This is a genomic window from Nitrosomonas sp. ANs5, assembly GCF_050584665.1.
Lineage (GTDB): Bacteria > Pseudomonadota > Gammaproteobacteria > Burkholderiales > Nitrosomonadaceae > Nitrosomonas.
Map to the genome: position 1 here is coordinate 22,521 of NZ_JBEUDO010000018.1, position 16,683 is coordinate 39,203.

At 49.4% G+C, this 16,683-nt stretch carries 16 protein-coding genes and 1 tRNA gene; 14 read left to right on the plus strand and 3 right to left on the minus strand.

Annotated elements, in window-relative coordinates:
* Positions 1-9 precede the first annotated feature (9 nt).
* The 6 genes from lptF (at position 10) to ABTW62_RS06290 (ending at position 6,098) form a co-directional block, all read left to right on the plus strand.
* On the plus strand, positions 10-1,086 hold the full coding sequence (gene lptF, locus ABTW62_RS06265) for an LPS export ABC transporter permease LptF (protein ID WP_430903738.1): 1,077 nt from the start codon (positions 10-12) through the stop codon (positions 1,084-1,086).
* Positions 1,083-2,150 (plus strand): LPS export ABC transporter permease LptG, encoded by a 1,068-nt coding sequence (lptG, locus tag ABTW62_RS06270; RefSeq protein ID WP_430903739.1) that lies wholly within the window; start codon positions 1,083-1,085, stop codon positions 2,148-2,150. Before lptF ends, lptG begins: the two co-directional genes overlap by 4 nt.
* Before the next feature lie 68 nt (positions 2,151-2,218).
* A complete protein-coding gene (locus ABTW62_RS06275; RefSeq protein ID WP_430903740.1) occupies positions 2,219-3,442 on the plus strand; it encodes a CDP-alcohol phosphatidyltransferase family protein in 1,224 nt (407 codons plus the stop codon).
* Between the two features lie 16 nt (positions 3,443-3,458).
* A complete protein-coding gene (locus ABTW62_RS06280; protein ID WP_430903741.1) occupies positions 3,459-4,409 on the plus strand; it encodes a diacylglycerol/lipid kinase family protein in 951 nt (316 codons plus the stop codon).
* A 16-nt stretch (positions 4,410-4,425) separates the two neighbouring features.
* The gene (locus ABTW62_RS06285) at positions 4,426-5,394 is read left to right on the plus strand and encodes a hypothetical protein (RefSeq protein ID WP_430903742.1); all 969 of its coding nucleotides are present in this window, start codon (positions 4,426-4,428) and stop codon (positions 5,392-5,394) included.
* 56 nt (positions 5,395-5,450) lie between these two features.
* Positions 5,451-6,098, plus strand: coding sequence for a DUF2959 domain-containing protein (locus ABTW62_RS06290; protein WP_430903743.1), 648 nt, complete (start codon positions 5,451-5,453; stop codon positions 6,096-6,098).
* A 26-nt stretch (positions 6,099-6,124) separates the two neighbouring features.
* Here ABTW62_RS06290 and ABTW62_RS06295 read toward each other — a convergent pair whose 3' ends face one another.
* Positions 6,125-6,577: a DciA family protein gene (locus ABTW62_RS06295; RefSeq protein WP_430903744.1), complete on the minus strand. Its 453-nt coding sequence runs from the start codon at positions 6,575-6,577 to the stop codon at positions 6,125-6,127.
* A gap of 25 nt (positions 6,578-6,602) precedes the next feature.
* Here ABTW62_RS06295 and ABTW62_RS06300 point away from each other — a divergent pair, with 25 nt between their 5' ends.
* A complete protein-coding gene (locus ABTW62_RS06300) occupies positions 6,603-7,520 on the plus strand; it encodes a M23 family metallopeptidase (RefSeq protein ID WP_430903745.1) in 918 nt (305 codons plus the stop codon).
* On the opposite strand, the gene ABTW62_RS06305 is transcribed toward ABTW62_RS06300, so the two are convergent.
* Positions 7,494-7,628, minus strand: coding sequence for a hypothetical protein (locus ABTW62_RS06305; protein WP_430903746.1), 135 nt, complete (start codon positions 7,626-7,628; stop codon positions 7,494-7,496). The two genes, ABTW62_RS06300 and ABTW62_RS06305, sit on opposite strands and share 27 nt — an antisense overlap.
* Positions 7,629-7,671: 43 nt before the next feature.
* Between ABTW62_RS06305 and secA the strand changes: the two genes are divergently transcribed.
* The 7 genes from secA to ABTW62_RS06340 all read left to right on the plus strand — a co-directional run bounded on the left by secA (position 7,672) and on the right by ABTW62_RS06340 (position 14,445).
* A complete protein-coding gene (gene secA, locus ABTW62_RS06310; protein ID WP_430903747.1) occupies positions 7,672-10,404 on the plus strand; it encodes a preprotein translocase subunit SecA in 2,733 nt (910 codons plus the stop codon).
* Positions 10,405-10,624: 220 nt separating this feature from the next.
* Positions 10,625-11,230 (plus strand): ubiquinol-cytochrome c reductase iron-sulfur subunit, encoded by a 606-nt coding sequence (gene petA / locus ABTW62_RS06315; RefSeq protein WP_430903748.1) that lies wholly within the window; start codon positions 10,625-10,627, stop codon positions 11,228-11,230.
* 1 nt (position 11,231) lies between these two features.
* On the plus strand, positions 11,232-12,479 hold the full coding sequence (locus ABTW62_RS06320) for a cytochrome b (protein WP_430903749.1): 1,248 nt from the start codon (positions 11,232-11,234) through the stop codon (positions 12,477-12,479).
* Positions 12,476-13,207 carry a cytochrome c1 gene (locus ABTW62_RS06325; protein WP_430903750.1) on the plus strand — a complete coding sequence of 244 codons (732 nt, stop codon included), beginning with the start codon at positions 12,476-12,478 and terminating at the stop codon, positions 13,205-13,207. Before ABTW62_RS06320 ends, ABTW62_RS06325 begins: the two co-directional genes overlap by 4 nt.
* Positions 13,208-13,262: 55 nt before the next feature.
* The gene (locus tag ABTW62_RS06330) at positions 13,263-13,862 is read left to right on the plus strand and encodes a glutathione S-transferase N-terminal domain-containing protein (RefSeq protein ID WP_430903751.1); all 600 of its coding nucleotides are present in this window, start codon (positions 13,263-13,265) and stop codon (positions 13,860-13,862) included.
* Entirely contained in the window at positions 13,859-14,305 is a 447-nt protein-coding gene (locus tag ABTW62_RS06335; RefSeq protein ID WP_430903752.1) for a ClpXP protease specificity-enhancing factor, read from the plus strand. Before ABTW62_RS06330 ends, ABTW62_RS06335 begins: the two co-directional genes overlap by 4 nt.
* A 64-nt stretch (positions 14,306-14,369) precedes the next feature.
* A tRNA-Thr gene (locus tag ABTW62_RS06340) sits at positions 14,370-14,445 on the plus strand.
* A gap of 471 nt (positions 14,446-14,916) precedes the next feature.
* Here the strand turns inward: ABTW62_RS06340 and ABTW62_RS06345 are convergent.
* Positions 14,917-16,593 carry a DNA repair helicase XPB gene (locus ABTW62_RS06345; RefSeq protein ID WP_430903753.1) on the minus strand — a complete coding sequence of 559 codons (1,677 nt, stop codon included), beginning with the start codon at positions 16,591-16,593 and terminating at the stop codon, positions 14,917-14,919.
* Between the last annotated feature and the right edge of the window lie 90 nt (positions 16,594-16,683).

Here is a 16,683-nt window from a genome sequence, read left to right on the forward strand (position 1 = left end):
TTTTTGCTTATGGGGATCATTGAAAGATACATCGCGCGCGAGCTATTGCTTCCGTTTCTGGTGGTGACCGTTATTCTTATCGGCCTCTTTGTAAGCTTCAGCGTTGCACGCTTTCTAACCGGAGCGGTGAGCGAGATCCTGGGAACAGCGGCAATGTTCAAGCTGGTGGGTCTCAAAACCATTATTGCGCTCGAGGTGCTGGTTCCCATTGCTTTTTATGTGGCGGTGATTCATGGCTTGAGCAGAATGAATCGGGACCAGGAAATCAATGTGCTGCGATCAGTGGGGTATAGCGATAACCGAATTGCCTATACAGTATTCCTGGTTGCGCTGCCCGTTGCCATATTGAGCGGCATGCTTTCGATATACGCCCGTCCGTGGGCCTATGCGGAGAGCTATGTCATGGATGCACAGGCCGAGGCAGAGCTGAATGTCAACCGCTTCCAGCCTGGACGTTTTTATGGAAGCGAGAAAAGCGGCCGAATCGTTCTGGTGCGCGATAAAGACGATGCAGAAAAACGCATGGAGGGCATTTTTCACTATATCAGGACCGCAGAGAACAGAGAAATTATTGTGGCCAACGAAGGCTATCAGCGCCCGGTGACCTTGGAGCAACATCCCCGTATCGAATTATTTGATGGGCAAATCTACCGTCTCGAGTATGCGGCTACCAAGGACAGCATGGTGCAGTTCGAAAAAATGACTTATTTCGATGAAAGTGATCAGGTCTTGAACTATCGGCGCAAAGCGGCTTCTACTCGGGCACTCTGGGATTCCGATCTGCCGCGTGAAATCGCCGAATTGCAGTGGCGGCTGTCGCGGCCGGTTGCAACTGTTTTACTGGCGCTGATCGCTGTTTCTTTTACTCGTTCTGTGCCTCGGAAGGACAAGAGCGATCGGACTTTTATCGCTGCAGCGTTGTTGTTTGCTGTTTACTATAACCTGAGCGGATTGGCCAAGACCTGGCTGGAGCAAGGTGTCGTGGCCGCCATGCCAGGAGTCTGGTGGCTCTATGGACTGCTTTTTGTAATCGTTATCGTGCGTCTTTCGAATTTTAAACTTAAGTTTTCAGTGAAAAACCGGTGAAAGTTTGTCATCGCTATATTGCTTGGCAAGTTTTCATGGGCATGGTTGTTGCTAGCGCCATATTGTTGCCGCTATTCAGTTTCTTTGATCTTTTGGATCAGCTCGACGACGTAGGTAAGGGGAGTTATACGATCAGGGATGCATTCCTGTATACGGTGATGCTGATTCCCCGCAGATTCATTCAGATTGCGCCATTTATTGCGCTGCTGGGAACAGTCGGTGCGCTGGGTGCCTTGGCAGTCAATCTCGAATTGGTGGCCATGCGTGTCGCCGGCCTTTCACCATTTGCGATAAGCTTGCCGCCGGTAGGTGTTGGATTGTCGCTCATTATTCTGATAGCCGGCCTGGAGTATTTCGTGGCACCGCAGTTTCAGCAAAAAGCGATAGCATTGCGCGCAGCCGCCTTGGAGCAAAGTGCGGAGTTGGGAAGGGGGTTGGGTATCTGGACACGTGATGCGCAAAACATTCTGCGCATCGGTGAAATGCTCCATGAGAATCAAGCGGTAGATATTGAAATTATGCATTTTAATCAGCAAGGACTGCTGACCGCCCATGCTTATGCACAGTATGCGGATATTACAGAAGAGGGGGTATGGATATTGCGTGGTGTCATTGTCCGCACATTTGCCCCGAATAGTATCACCGCCAGGCATGCCAGTCGCATGAGTTGGCAATCCTTCCTCGGTCCGGAGGATATTGCGACGCTGACCAAGCCCCCGGAAAGCCTCACTCCCTCTGAATTGGTACGCCATGCAGCATTCTTGGAAGAAACCGGCCAGAAAGCTGATGCCTATCGAATGGCCCTGTGGCGCAAGATCGGTGGCGCCATTATGACTGCAGCAATGATTCTGATTGCGGTCCCTTTCATATTTGGTTCTGCGCGCGAAGGACTCGGCAGCAAGTTGGTGGTGGCTGCCCTGATGGGAATTGGGATTTACCTGCTTGATCAGATTATCGCGAATGTTGGATTGCTACTACAATTGAACCCAATCATGGTTTCCATTACGCCGGGACTGACTCTGGTTGTTGTCGCGGCATACTGGTTATTGCGTCGAGTTTCCTGATTTTTTAGCAGAAACATTATGCAAGAAAGTGATATTTCTACTTTTTGATTGAATATTCAAATAATTATATGCAAACAGCGCTTTTTGCCGATATTGTCGGCGACAGTGAGATAAGCCTTTGGGGTCTGAGTGGACGCAAGCGTTTGCAGCGCATGCTAGCAGGGTTCAAGACAGTCAGCCTGCTTGACGATTTATCAGCGCTGCCTGATGACGCGAATGTATTATTGCTGCGGGCCGACTATTTGTTCGATGCCAGAGTGATCGAGGCTTTGCTGACATTGCATGAAAATATGGTTTTGCTAAGCCCGGCGCATACGCCTGTCGCTATTTTGACGACAGGCAAGCATGCGCAAGCGATGCGTGAAGTATTGAATGAAAGCCTTTCCCTGCCTGTCCATCTTAAACGCTACACGCTAGAGAGCCTGCAAATCGGCGTGCAGCAGAACCTGAAAAAGAAAGATTCGCCTTATGTATTGCCGATTGACCGTTCCAATCGTAAAGCGCTGGAATCCGAACTATTCGCTGCTTCCTATAAGGGGGTTACTGATTTAGTGACCAAATGGCTGTGGCCAACGCCAGCATTCTGGGTGACACAGCTTTGCGTGCGCCTGGGCCTGAAGCCCAATCACGTGACATTGCTCAGCCTGTTACTGGCATTGTGGGCCGGCGTAGCATTCTGGTATGGGTATTTTGCCATCGGTCTGATTATGGGTTGGGGCATGACCTTCCTGGATACTGTCGATGGCAAGCTTGCGCGCGTGACATTAACTTCGAGCAAAATCGGCGATGTGCTCGATCATGGTCTGGATATCATTCACCCGCCGTTGTGGTATCTCGCATGGGGAATCGGGCTGGGTGGGACGGCTACCCCTCTGCCCAATCTTGAGTTGCTGGTATGGCTGATGTTCCTCGGCTATATTGGTGGGCGCTTATGCGAGGGCGCCTTCCAATTGTGGCTGGCACCTTTCGATATTTTTATTTGGCGTAAATTAGATTCCTTTCACCGGTTGATCACGGCCAGGCGCAATCCAAATTTAATCTTGTTGACTGCCAGTTGGGCGATTGGCCAACCGGAAACCGGATTTGTGCTGGTAGTAGGCTGGCATCTTTTGTCTACCGCATTCCTCTTGTTCCGTTTGAGTATTGCTTGTTATCACCGTTCTCAGCATGGGATCCTGCACTCATGGATGGAATATATCGACCCTGTTCGAGACAGACAGCAATTGGCAGTCAAGGTCTTCACGCGTATCCCGCTTGCCCAACAATATGACAAACCCACAATCAGTAACTAGCCATCAGCCAGCCAGCATGCGAGCAGGCTTGATTTATAATCCGCTGGGCGGCCAATTTCGTAAACGCGACCCTGATATTCGGCGTGTGCTGGCAGAGATGACCGGAATCACGCAGATCGAAGCAAAAGATCTGTCTGAATTTGATCAGGCTGTCAGCCAGCTGCTGGCAGAGGATATCGAATGGTTGATCATTATTGGCGGAGATGGAACGCTGCAAGGTGTGATTAATTGCCTATTTGCCCAACGGTCAGTTGAGAAGTGGCCACTGCTGACAATCGTGCCCGGTGGCACCACCAACATGATTGCGCTCGATTTGGGCATGCATGGTAAACCTGAACAAGTGTTAACCCAGGTCAAGCAAAGCTTGCACCAATCCAGCCAGCCGACATTGGTCAGCCGGCCAGTGCTCCGGATCGAGCAGGCGGGTGTGAAAAACGTGTATGGCATGCTATTCGGTCTTGGCCTGATTGCGCGTGGTGTCAGATTCTCGCAGAGCCAAGTCAAGCAACTGGGGATGACTGGCAATATTTTTACCATCATCATCGTATTGCGCTCAGTGATTGGCACTTTTCTCGGGCGCCCACAAGCCGAATGGGCACCGGTTCAAATTTCCAGGGCAAATGGGAAGGGGACCATGCAGGTGGAAACTTATACATTTGCATTGGTGAGCGCACTTGAGCGCTTGTTGCTTGGCATTCGCCCATACTGGGGCCGTGAATCCGCGCCGCTGCATACGACTTTCGTCAGACAAAACAGCAAGAACTTCTGGACCCGTATCTGGTTGCTCATAGTAGGACGTGGCCACGGTTTAAAAAAAGCAGACGGCTACGAAAGCTATAACACGCACAGTCTGGAAATATGGCTGGACGATGAATATATCGTCGATGGCGAATTATTCCATGCCTCAAGTCAGCAGGGCCCCTTGCGGATTTCTGCCGACGGTCCGCTCCTGTTTCGCGTTTTATAAGAGTTTGGAGCCGGTCATGCCAGATACTCACAAATCCCAGGAAGTACCAGAACAACTGACACGGGTCATCGCCACCCAGAGTATTCAGTCGACGCCACCAGAATTCACAATTCTGGTGGCTGCACTCAGGCAGCATTTTGGCGAGGCGCTGGATGCGATTATCATGTATGGATCCTGCCTGCATGCAACCAACCCGGGTGAAGGCGTTGCCGATTTTTATGTGCTGGTGGATGATTACCGTCATGCCTATCCGCAAAATTACCTGCGTTACTTGAATCGCTGGTTGCCACCCAATGTGTTTTATCTGGAAGCACCGAATCAGGCCGCTACACTCCGTGCCAAATATGCTGTCATTTCAACTGCGGATTTTGAACGGGGTGCACAGTCTTGGTTTCATCCTTATATTTGGGCGCGGTTTGCCCAGCCGACAAGGTTGCTCGATGTGCGCAACGAGCAGATACGCCAGCGTATTTACATGGCCGAAGCAAGGGCTGTGCTTAAGTTTCTCGAATCGACAATGGTAGGACTTGAGCCAGGGCGTGCCGATGTTGAAAAAATCTGGGTTTCCGGATTGATGCTGACTTATGCTGCAGAGTTGCGCGCAGAGAGTGGGACGCGGGCACATCATCTGGTCACGCTCAACCTGCCAGTTTATCAGCGCCTGACGGTGGCTGCCTTGCCTGCCTTGGATCAGTCTTTGATCGTGCAGCAGGACGATGGGTATTATCGGATCCAATCGACGGCTTATCAGAGAAGGCGTGCCCGTATTCATTGGCGCCTCAGACGCTGGCAAGGAAGACTCCTGTCGATCCTGCGTTTGAGTAAAGCAACCCTCACATTCCGGGATTGTCTGGATTACGCCGCCTGGAAAATAGAGCGTCATACGGGTGTTAAGGTGGAAATTACACCCATGTTGAGACGTCATCCGGTGCTGTGGGGATATAAGGTTTTATGGCAGCTGCTGCGACGTGGGGTAGTGCGGTAAGCATAGCCGGTATCAAGCGGTTTCTTCAATAGGGTATTAATCAAGTGATGACAACCATGAATAATTTGAAACACATTGGTATACTTTTTCTGGTGATTCTACTGGCAGCCTGCTCTAGCATGTATTACAGCGGGCTTGAGAAAATCGGCATACCCAAGCGCGATGTATTGGTTTATCGGGTCGAGAAAGCGCGCGATACGCAGGAAGCGACCAAGGAACAGTTTAAATCTGCTCTTGAGCAATTCACGGTGGTCACGAACTACAAAGGGGGCGATCTCGAAAGCCTTTACAAGAAATTGAATCGTGAATATGAAGCCAGTGCAAGCAAGGCCAGAGAGGTCAGAACCCGAATTGTGGACATAGAGGATGTCTCTGCAGCGTTGTTCAAGGAATGGGAGCAGGAGATTGCGCAGTATTCAAGCGCGACGCTCAAACAAAGCAGTCAGAGCAAACTCGATGCAACCAGAACGCATTATAAGCAACTCATTTCCGCCATGAAAAATGCAGAAGCCAGGATACAGCCAGTTCTGACCGTTTTTAATGATCAAGTCATGTATCTCAAGCATAATCTCAACGCGCAGGCGATCACTTCCCTGAAAAATGAACTGGGCGTGTTGCAGTCGGATGTTTCATCACTGATCGCTTCGATGGAAAAATCGATTGAGGAGGCCAATACCTTCATCAGAAATATGGAAAAAAATTGAAATGGCAGCGTGATCGGTAGGGCGGGTTATGTGGTACTTTTGCTCGGTGCCAGTAACAGCTCCAGGGAAGATTTGAGTGGTGATTGGGGCGGTAAATTTGCCGTGAATTGATTGAGATGGTCGGCCGCTGCCCGACTGAGACGTGGCTTTCTTGACGGGTTTCTTGTGCTCCCGGGATGAATGCTTGGCTGTAGGGAAATTTTGATATGATGAATGTCAAATCCATCTTTGTTCATTTGCTGGTGAATTGACGGCAGGGCGTTTCGAAGCCTGGCTGCAACCGCGCCGCTATTCACATAAATCAGCAGCAATCCATCCGCGTATCGTCCTACGGCACAGTGCTCTTGCAACTGGGCGGGGATGGCCTTCAATAAGGCTTTTTGTATCTCAATTAGTTGCTTTGCCTTGATGAATATATGTTCATAATCAGGAGTCTTGCTGAGAAGAGTGAGATAATTGCTTAAGTTATGAGCAGACATGGCCTATTAATCCAAGGAGAAACAGATGAATATCATTCTCATTTCTGATCGGTTGGGGCAGGCAAAAACTCTGACCCTAACGCGTATACATTTAATATTGGGTGCTATTTTAATCCTGATGATGGTAGTGCTTTTGGCGGTTGGGCTCAATCGTTTTGTCGGTAATCTGGCGGATAAAGTCGATCATCCTCTGCTTCGTGCCGTTCTGCAGCACCCAGAATTCGAGAAAAATCAGCGTGTGCAAAGTTATGTAAACAGAAATCTGGATTACATGGCGACCAGACTGGGGCACATGCAAGTGCAGCTGTTGCGTTTGAATGCTTTAGGTAAGCGGTTGGTGGATTTGTACGGCATCGATTCTCATGAGCTCTCCTTTGATCATATGCCAGGACAGGGCGGCCTATCGCTAGAATCCGGGCAAGAGGATGTCTCATTTAAGGAACTCAGCCAGCAGTTTTTTGGGCTGGCCAAGTTGCTGGACGATCATTCAGACAAGCTAACAATACTGGATAGCATGCTGCTCAATGAGCGAATTGAACAGGAAATGCTGCCAACCGCGATGCCGCTGGATGCCCATTGGACGTCATCAGCGTTTGGCACGCGTATCGATCCTTTTACCGGGAAAAAAACCTTCCATGAAGGAGTCGATTTCCCAGCCAAACCTGGTGCCCCGATCAAGGCTGCTGCCGGCGGCGTAGTCGTCTATTCTGCTTATCATACTGATTATGGTAACATGGTCGAGATTGATCATGGCAACGGCTTGGTGAGTCGCTATGCGCATGCTTCCAAGCGTGACGTGAGCGTTGGCCAGCTCGTGCTTAAGGGGCAAAAAATTGCCGAAATTGGAAGTACAGGCCGATCCACGGGTCCTCATCTGCATTTCGAGATCAGACACAATGGTGTACCGCTTAATCCTTCACGCTTCCTTCAAATGCCTGGTTAGCTTGCCATCTTTGCCGGCTTCTTTAAACCGAGCGGCATCGTCAACTGTCAATAATCCCTTGACTTGATCATGAAACCGGATAGATTTGGCTGCCGGATCTATAGACATCCCTGCTCTTTATCATTGAATGGAACTGAATAATTAATTTCCTATGTTGAATAACTTACTGAAAAAAATTTTTGGCAGTCGCAATGATCGGCTAATCAAACAATATTTCCAAACCGTTCGTGCCATCAATGAATTGGAATCTGTCATCGCTCCGTTAACCGATGCCGAGTTGAGCGGTAAGACCGACGAATTCAAGCAGCGTATTGCCAATGGAGAAGAGCTGGATCGGTTATTGCCCGAAGCATTTGCAGTGGTGCGTGAGGCAGGTAAGCGTGTATTGGGGATGCGTCACTTTGATGTGCAGTTGATAGGCGGTATGGTGCTGCATGAAGGAAAGATCGCTGAAATGCGCACCGGTGAGGGCAAAACACTGATGGCGACCCTGCCAACCTATTTGAATGCGCTGTCAGGGAAGGGGGTGCATATTGTAACGGTCAACGATTATCTGGCTAAACGCGATGCGGAATGGATGGGGCAGATTTACCGCTTTCTCAGCCTGACGGTGGGCGTGGTTGCTTCACAAATGCCGCATGATACCAAGCATGCCGCCTATGCGGCAGACATTACCTACGGCACAAATAACGAATACGGTTTCGATTATCTGCGCGACAACATGGTCGGGCATGCAGGCGAACGGGTGCAGCGCCCGCTGAATTTTGCAATTGTGGATGAGGTAGATTCGATTTTGATCGACGAAGCGCGGACACCGCTGATTATCTCCGGGGTGGCCGAAGGCGATACCGAAATCTATGTGCAAATCAACAAATTAATCCCCAAGCTGGTGCGGCAGGAAGATGAGAAAAGCCCCGGTGACTACAGCGTGGATGAGAAATCGCAACAAGTTCTGATAAGCGAATCGGGATTCGAGCATGCTGAGAAATTGCTGGGTGAGGCGGGTCTGCTAGCGCCGGGAACCAGTTTGTACGATCCGGTCAATATCAATCTAATTCATCATCTCAATGCCGCATTACGCGCAAACGCATTGTATAACCGTGACCAGCATTATGTTGTGCAAAACGGTGAAGTGATCATCGTGGATGAGTTCACGGGACGGTTGATGCCGGGGCGTCGCTGGTCGGAGGGTTTGCATCAGGCAGTCGAGGCCAAGGAAAATGTCCCGATCCAGAAAGAGAATCAGACCTTGGCTTCCATTACTTTCCAGAATTATTTCCGCATGTACGAAAAACTCGGGGGCATGACCGGTACGGCTGATACGGAAGCTTTCGAGTTTCAGCAAATTTATGGCCTGGAAACCGTAGTGATCCCGACACACCGGCCAATGGTGCGCGAGGATCGTATGGACCAGGTTTTCCGGACAGCGCCAGAAAAATATCAGGCGATATTGGCGGATATCAAAGATTGCTATGAACGCGGACAACCCGTTCTGGTTGGCACTACTTCCATCGAGAATAACGAATATCTTTCAGCGTTATTAAAAAAAGAAAACCTGTCTCATCAAGTACTCAATGCCAAGCAGCATGAGCGTGAGGCCGATATCATCACCCAGGCCGGGCAGCCTAAAATGATTACTATCGCCACCAACATGGCGGGGCGGGGGACCGATATTGTGCTAGGCGGCAATCCTGAACCGGAAATCCATCGTATCCGCGCGGATGATTCACTCGATGAAGCGACCAAGACTAAGCGGATTGCAGATATCCAGAAGGCTTGGCAGGTACGGCATGATGAGGTAATCAAATTCGGAGGGTTGCACATTATCGGGACGGAACGGCACGAATCGCGCCGGATCGATAATCAATTACGCGGACGTTCCGGACGGCAGGGGGATCCTGGTTCCAGCCGGTTTTATCTGTCTCTTGAAGACTCGCTCTTGCGCATTTTTTCCTCGGACCGTGTGGCCAGCATCATGACGCGCCTGAATATGCCCGAGGGGGAAGCAATTGAGCATCCATGGGTGACGCGAGCCATAGAGAACGCGCAAAGAAAGGTCGAGGCCAGAAACTTCGATATCCGTAAACAGTTGCTGGAGTTCGACGATGTGGCGAATGATCAGCGTAAAGTTATCTATCAACAGCGTAACGAGTTGTTGGAAGCAGAGCATGATATTTCTGAAACCATTGGCGCCATCCGGGAAAGTGTCATCGATCAATTGATCAGTCTGTATATGCCACCGCAAAGCATAGAGGAGCAGTGGGATATTGCGGGATTGGAAAAGGCGCTGGCCAGTGAATTTCACATGCAATTGCCCATTCATGAATGGCTGGAGAAAGACCCCGAGCTGCATGAAGAAAACCTGCGTGAACGCATCATCACGACCGTGAATACCTATTACCTGGATAAAGTCGAGCAGGTCGGTGCCCAGCTGATGCATCAATACGAACGAATGGTCATGCTGCATAACCTCGATACCCATTGGCGCGAGCATTTGGCGGCACTGGATCATTTGAGGCAAGGCATTCATTTGCGGGGTTATGCGCACAAGAATCCAAAACAGGAATACAAGCGCGAGGCTTTTGAGTTGTTCACCGGTATGCTGGAGGCAATCAAGGTTGAAGTGACCAGGATTCTCATGACAGTTCAGATCCGAAGCGAAGAACAAATCGAATCGGCGGCCGAAGCGCCTTCTCCGCAGAATCTACAGTATGAGCATGCTGCTTATGCGGATGAAACAGTCAGTGAACAGCAGGCGTCGCTAGAGAAAGCTGAAAACAAACCCCAACCATTCGTGCGTAAAAGTGACAAGGTCGGTAGAAATGATCCTTGTCCATGCGGTTCGGGCAAGAAATACAAGCAATGCCATGGCCGTCTAAATTGAAGTTAAAAAAGAGAGCGATGCATTTGCGGGAGCTGCATACAGATATTTGCATAATCGATGAATGATCAATGTTACCTCGTAACGTAGGCTTATGATAGAATAGCCCCTTTTTCAAGAAGGGCCATTTATAGGCTGGTGGCTCGTTTTAGGTATTAAATTTTTGGCTTGCAAAATTTTGTTGCTGGTTGGTGGGATATTAATGATATGGAATTGTTAGAAAATGACAGACAGCAGTGATAATAGAAAAATGAGCGGGCGGCGTCGCTTTTTACTGGTGACCACTTCGGTTGCCGGGGCAGTGGCTGGCGTGGGTATCGCAACTCCATTCGTGCGCAGCATGATGCCGAGTGAACGTGCAAAAGCTGCCGGAGCACCCGTTGAAGTTGATATCGGCAAGCTGGAACCGGGCATGTTGTTGACCGTTGAATGGCGTGGTCGAGTGGTATGGGTGCTCAAGCGTACTCCTGAAATGCTGCAGAACCTGGAAAAATTAAACGCCCAGTTGGCCGATCCCGATTCCAAACGCGAGCAGCAGCCAGACTACGCACAAAATCCTGCGCGCTCGATCAAGCCCGAGGTGCTGGTGGTTGAAGGGATATGTACACATCTTGGTTGTTCTCCGGTATACAGAAAAGATATAGCACCCGCTGATTTGGGCGCTGATTGGTTGGGCGGTTTCTTCTGTCCTTGCCATGGGTCGAAATTCGATCTTGCCGGACGCGTATACAAGGCCGTGCCAGCACCTACCAATCTAGTGGTGCCTCCTCATACTTATTTAAGTGATAGCCGGCTTTTGATCGGTTCTGAAAGCAAAGAGTCCGCATAAAATGAGCAAACAGCAAAATTCAATATTGGGATGGATCGATGAACGTTTTCCTTTGACGGCAACCTGGAAAGCGCATTTATCGGAATATTACGCACCTAAAAACTTCAACTTCTGGTACTACTTCGGCTCATTGGCGTTGTTAGTACTCGTCAATCAGTTGTTGACGGGTATTTTTCTGACCATGAACTATAAGCCAGATGCTGGGATGGCTTTTGCATCAGTTGAATACATCATGCGCGATGTAGACTTTGGATGGTTGATCAGATACATGCATTCAACTGGTGCTTCCATGTTCTTCGTGGTGGTTTATCTGCATATGTTCCGTGGCATGATGTATGGTTCCTATCGTAAACCACGCGAGCTGCTTTGGTTGATCGGTATGGCTATTTTCTTCGTGCTCATGAGCTTGGCCTTTACCGGTTATATCCTGCCTTGGGGCCAGATGTCCTACTGGGGTGCGCAGGTGATTGTGAGCATGTTCGGTGCGATTCCATTTATCGGTGAAACACTGTCGAACTGGATCCTGGGCGACTTTATGTTGTCGGATGCGGCGCTCAACCGATTCTTCGCATACCATGTGGTGACACTGCCTGTATTGATCGTTGTGCTGGTCTTCGTGCATATCATTGCACTGCACGAGGTGGGTTCCAATAATCCGGACGGTATAGAAATCAAGGCCAACAAAGACCCCAAAACCGGTATCCCTGTCGATGGTATCCCGTTTCATCCATACTATACAGTCAAGGATATTTTTGGCGTCGTCGGGTTTTTAATTGTGTTCTGCGGGATAATTTTCTTCGCGCCAGAGATGGGTGGCTATTTCCTGGAGGATAATAATTTCATTCCTGCCAATACACTGCAAACGCCTGATCACATCGCGCCGGTCTGGTATTTCACGCCTTATTACTCCATGTTGCGCGCAGTCACCGTGAATTTCCTCTGGATTGACGCTAAATTGTGGGGCGTGATCTTGATGGCGGCAGCGGTTGTTATCTTCTGTTTCCTGCCATGGTTGGATCGAAGCCCCGTCAAATCAATCCGCTATAAAGGACCTTATTTCAAAACGGCTTTGACAATGTTCGTGATCAGCTTTTTTGTTCTAGGGTGGCTGGGTACCAAGGCGCCGACTCCTTTGTACACATTGTTGGCACAAATTTTTACCGTCATTTATTTTGCCTTTTTCCTCCTCATGCCGTGGTATAGCAAAATAGATAAAACTAAACCAGAACCAAAGAATGTGACGAAATGAGAACGATGAAAATTTTATTATTTATTGCACTGTTAGTCCCATTTGCCACGCATTCTGGCGGCTCGGATCTGGTATTGGACAAGGCTCCCATTGATACCAGCGACCATGCTTCGTTGCAGCGTGGCGCCAAGAGTTTTGTGGAATATTGTCTTACCTGCCATGGCGCGAGTTTCATGCGCTACAATCGTCATCGCGATATTGGGATGAGCGAGGATGATATTCGCGGTCAATTGATCCACACCGGACAAAAGACTGGCGGACTGATGGAAAGCGCCATGAAGAAAAAAGAGGCAGAAGAATGGTTTGGAGTCGTGCCTCCGGATTTGTCTGTCATTGCGCGTGCCAGGGGAGCTGACTGGTTATACACTTACCTGAGAACTTTTTATCGAGATAGCACCACTTATAGTGGTTGGAACAATTTAACCTTCGATAAAGTGGCCATGCCGCATGTTCTGCATCAGCTGCAAGGACAGCAAGTACTGAAGGCTGATCAAAAATCAGGAAGTTCTGGTTCGGCGATGAGCAATCTGGAAATTGCTGTGCCGGGTCTGATGACAAAAGCAGAATATGACAACTTTGTTGTCGATCTGGTTAATTATATGGTTTATCTCGGTGAGCCCCATGCAGCCCATCGCAAGGAACTTGGCACCATGGTGATCCTGTTTCTAATCGGCATGTTAGGTTTGACCTATTTGCTTTATAAAGAGTACTGGAGGGATATCCACTGATTTCCATATGGGTTAATGTACTAAACGATTATTTAATCTCTATATTTACAAATCTATGATGACGTTGTATTCAACAGCGACCTGTCCATTCAGTCATCGTTGCCGGATCGTATTACACGAAAAGGATATGGATTTCCAGGTAATAGATGTTGATCCCAACAATATTCCTGAAGATCTTGCTGTGATCAGCCCTTATGGAAAAGTCCCCATTCTGGTTGAACGGGATCTCGTGTTGTACGAGGCAAACATAATCAATGAGTATATTGATGACCGTTTCCCGCATCCGCAACTTATGCCCGCGGAGCCAGTCATGCGCGCCCGCGCCAGATTGCTGTTGCATCGCTTCGAGAAAGAGCTGTTTTGTCATATAGAGACGCTCGAACAGAATGATCAGAAAAGTGCTGATCGAGCTCGTGCGGACATTGCCACTGGATTGACGATGATCGCCTCTATTTTCGACAAGCAGAAATATATGTTGGGTGAGGAGTACTCCATGCTGGATGTGGCAATTGCTCCGCTGCTATGGAGGCTAGATCATTATGGGGTTAAACTGCCTAAACAAGCCGCGACATTGCTTAAATATGCCGAGCGCTTGTTTAGCAGACCCTTATTTATCGATGCATTAACGCCCTCTGAGAAATTGATGCGGAAATGAATGTGAGTGCTCCCTCTATCAAACCTTATTTAGTCAGGGCAGTTTATGCGTGGTGTGTCGATAATGATCTGACACCTTATGTATCTGCGGTGACTGATGGGTGCCTGAACATTCCCTTGGAATTAAGCAGAGACGGAGAGATCATACTCAATGTCAGCCCGGCAGCGGTGAGCGATTTATTGATAGACAACGAAATTATCAAATTTGCCACACGCTTCAACGGCGTACCCAGAAAGATTGAAATCGAAATCGAAGCGATCAAGGCGATATTTGCCAAAGAACTTGGACAGGGTTTGACGTTTACGCCGGAAATCCATTCGGAACAAAACCATGTTGTGGCTCACGAAGATCAGGTAATCACTGATCAGACGGCTTCCTCAGATGACCCTGCTGGTTCTGCTAAAGAAAAACAAGATAAATCCTTCCTTAAAGTTGTAAAATAGCGCTGATTTTGCGTTTCTTGCAGTCAAAGCTGTTTAGATAATATTTTAAGATTTGCCATTTTATGCCGGCATAGCTCAGATGGTAGAGCAGCTGATTTGTAATCAGAAGGTCCCGAGTTCGATTCTTGGTGTCGGCACCATTAAAAACAGAGGCTTAAGCAAGCGCGCTTAGGCCTTTTTTGTTTTGTGGGACACTGATGGGGCACTCGCAAAAAATATTTGTAATATGTAGAGCTTATTCGAAAAGTATTTCTCATAATCATTTGATATTTACAATTAACAACTAATCGTTTTATAAAGTAACAAAATGCGGTTTAATACAATTTATTGAGCATGGGTGAGCTTGCGTTCAAATCAAGTATAAGGGTTTCTGCATTATTTGTTCAGAAACCTTGCACTTGAATATTGATTTTTACGATATTAACAATTAAAAACAAATAGTTATACTTTCTGAGCAAGCTCTATATAGGGCGCAGTCAGATGAAGAATTGGCAGAAGCTATTGCTGCCGCGTTGCGTGCTTTTCACCAGTGCTGGAATAGCGGTGGGTGCCAGGACTGGGGCAACTCACACAAGCGGCTGACTTCGACCATCCTCCTGAGTGAAAAGTTGCTAAATCTCCCAAAACTGAATGCAATAGCGGTAGCCCTGTTCCGTTAAAAACAACTGGCGATGCTGAGCAAATTCCTCCTCGCAGGTGCGCAGTGAAACCAACGTATAAAACTGAGCACTGCGGCCATCCGACTTGGGTCGCAGCACCCGCCCTAACCGCTGGGCCTCTTCCTGGCGAGAACCATACTTACCGGAGACCTGAATTAAGACATCGGCATCGGGTAGGTCAAGAGCAAAGTTGCCGACTCGCGAGAGGATGAGGCCGGAAATCTCGCCACTGCGAAAACTGGCGTAGAGGCGATCGCGCTTTTGCTGACTGGTCTGGCCGGTAATGATGGGGAATTGCACTCGCTGGGCAATAGCCTTGAGTTGATCCAGGTATTCACCAATAATCAGGATTCGGTGGCCAGCTTCTTGCTCCAACAAGTCCTGAACCACCTCCAGTTTGAGGGGATTTTCGGCCGCGATGCGAAACTGATAGCGTCGTCCCGCAGTGGCATAGTCCATCTGCCGTTCCTCAGTTTGGGGAATGCGAATTTCAGTGCAGTCCGCTGCGGCAATAAAACCCTGCGCCTCCAATTCCCGCCAGGGCACGTCGTAGCGTTTGGGGCCGATGAGGGTGAAGACATCTCCCGCGCGTCCATCTTCGCGAATCAGGGTAGCCGTAAGGCCCAGGCGACGACGGGCCTGGAGTTGGGAGGTGATGCGAAAGACAGGCGCGGGCAGGAGATGAACTTCGTCGTAGATAATCAACCCCCAGGATTGCTGATCAAACAACCCCAGGTGAAGAAAGTCGTCGTCCTGGCTGGCTCGATAGGTGAGGATTTGGTAGGTGGCCAGGGTAACTGGCCCAGTGGCTTTTTGTTGACCGCTATACTCGGCGACTTGGTCGGCGGTTAGGGTGGTTTTATCCAACAGTTCCCTTTGCCACTGGTGAACGGAGGTGAGATTGCTGGTGAGGATTAAGGTTTTCTGCTGGATCACCGCCATCGCCGCCATGCCCACCATGGTTTTACCCGCACCACAGGGGAGAACGATCACCCCACTACCGCCCCTGGACTGCCCAGCTTGGTAGAACAGATCGGCCGCTGTTTTCTGGTAGGGTCGCAGGTGAAAGAGTTCGCCGCTACGGGTGGTCGATAAGAGGTCTAGGGGCAACTCATCCCCAGCCAGATAACCGGCCAGATCTTCTGCCGGATAGCCCGCCGTTAGCAGTGCCTGTTTGAGAATGCCGCGATCGCCCAAGGCTATCGCAAAGGCGGTGGGCGACAATCGTTCTCCCAGCAGTGGCCCCACCTGCTCATGGCGCTGCAGCAGTTCTGCCAGGGGTTTATCGGCCACCTGTAACAGCAAATCTCCACCAGTTCCCGCTTTTAGAGTGGTCAGGCCATACCGTTGTCCGAGGACTTCCAGTTCCTGGGCCACTGACTCGGGCATGGGGTATTTGGCATGATCCTGAAGTGCCGCCACCATATCGGCAACGGGCATTCCGGCGGCACGGGCATTCCAAATGCTGAGAGGACTGAGGCGGTAGGTGTGGATGTGTTCGGGACTTTTGACCAGCTCTGCAAAGGGAGCAATGGCCACCTGGGCCACTTCGGCTTTAGAGGCATGGACGTCGAGTAAAATGGTGCGATCACTCTGGATGATCAGGGCATTGTCGGGAAAGTAGCTCATAAGGTTCCGAGGGGGGGTTAAACGGATCGCAAGAAACTTTCCACATATTTCAGTGTACATAGACTACGATGTGATTTTCGCCATAGGGTG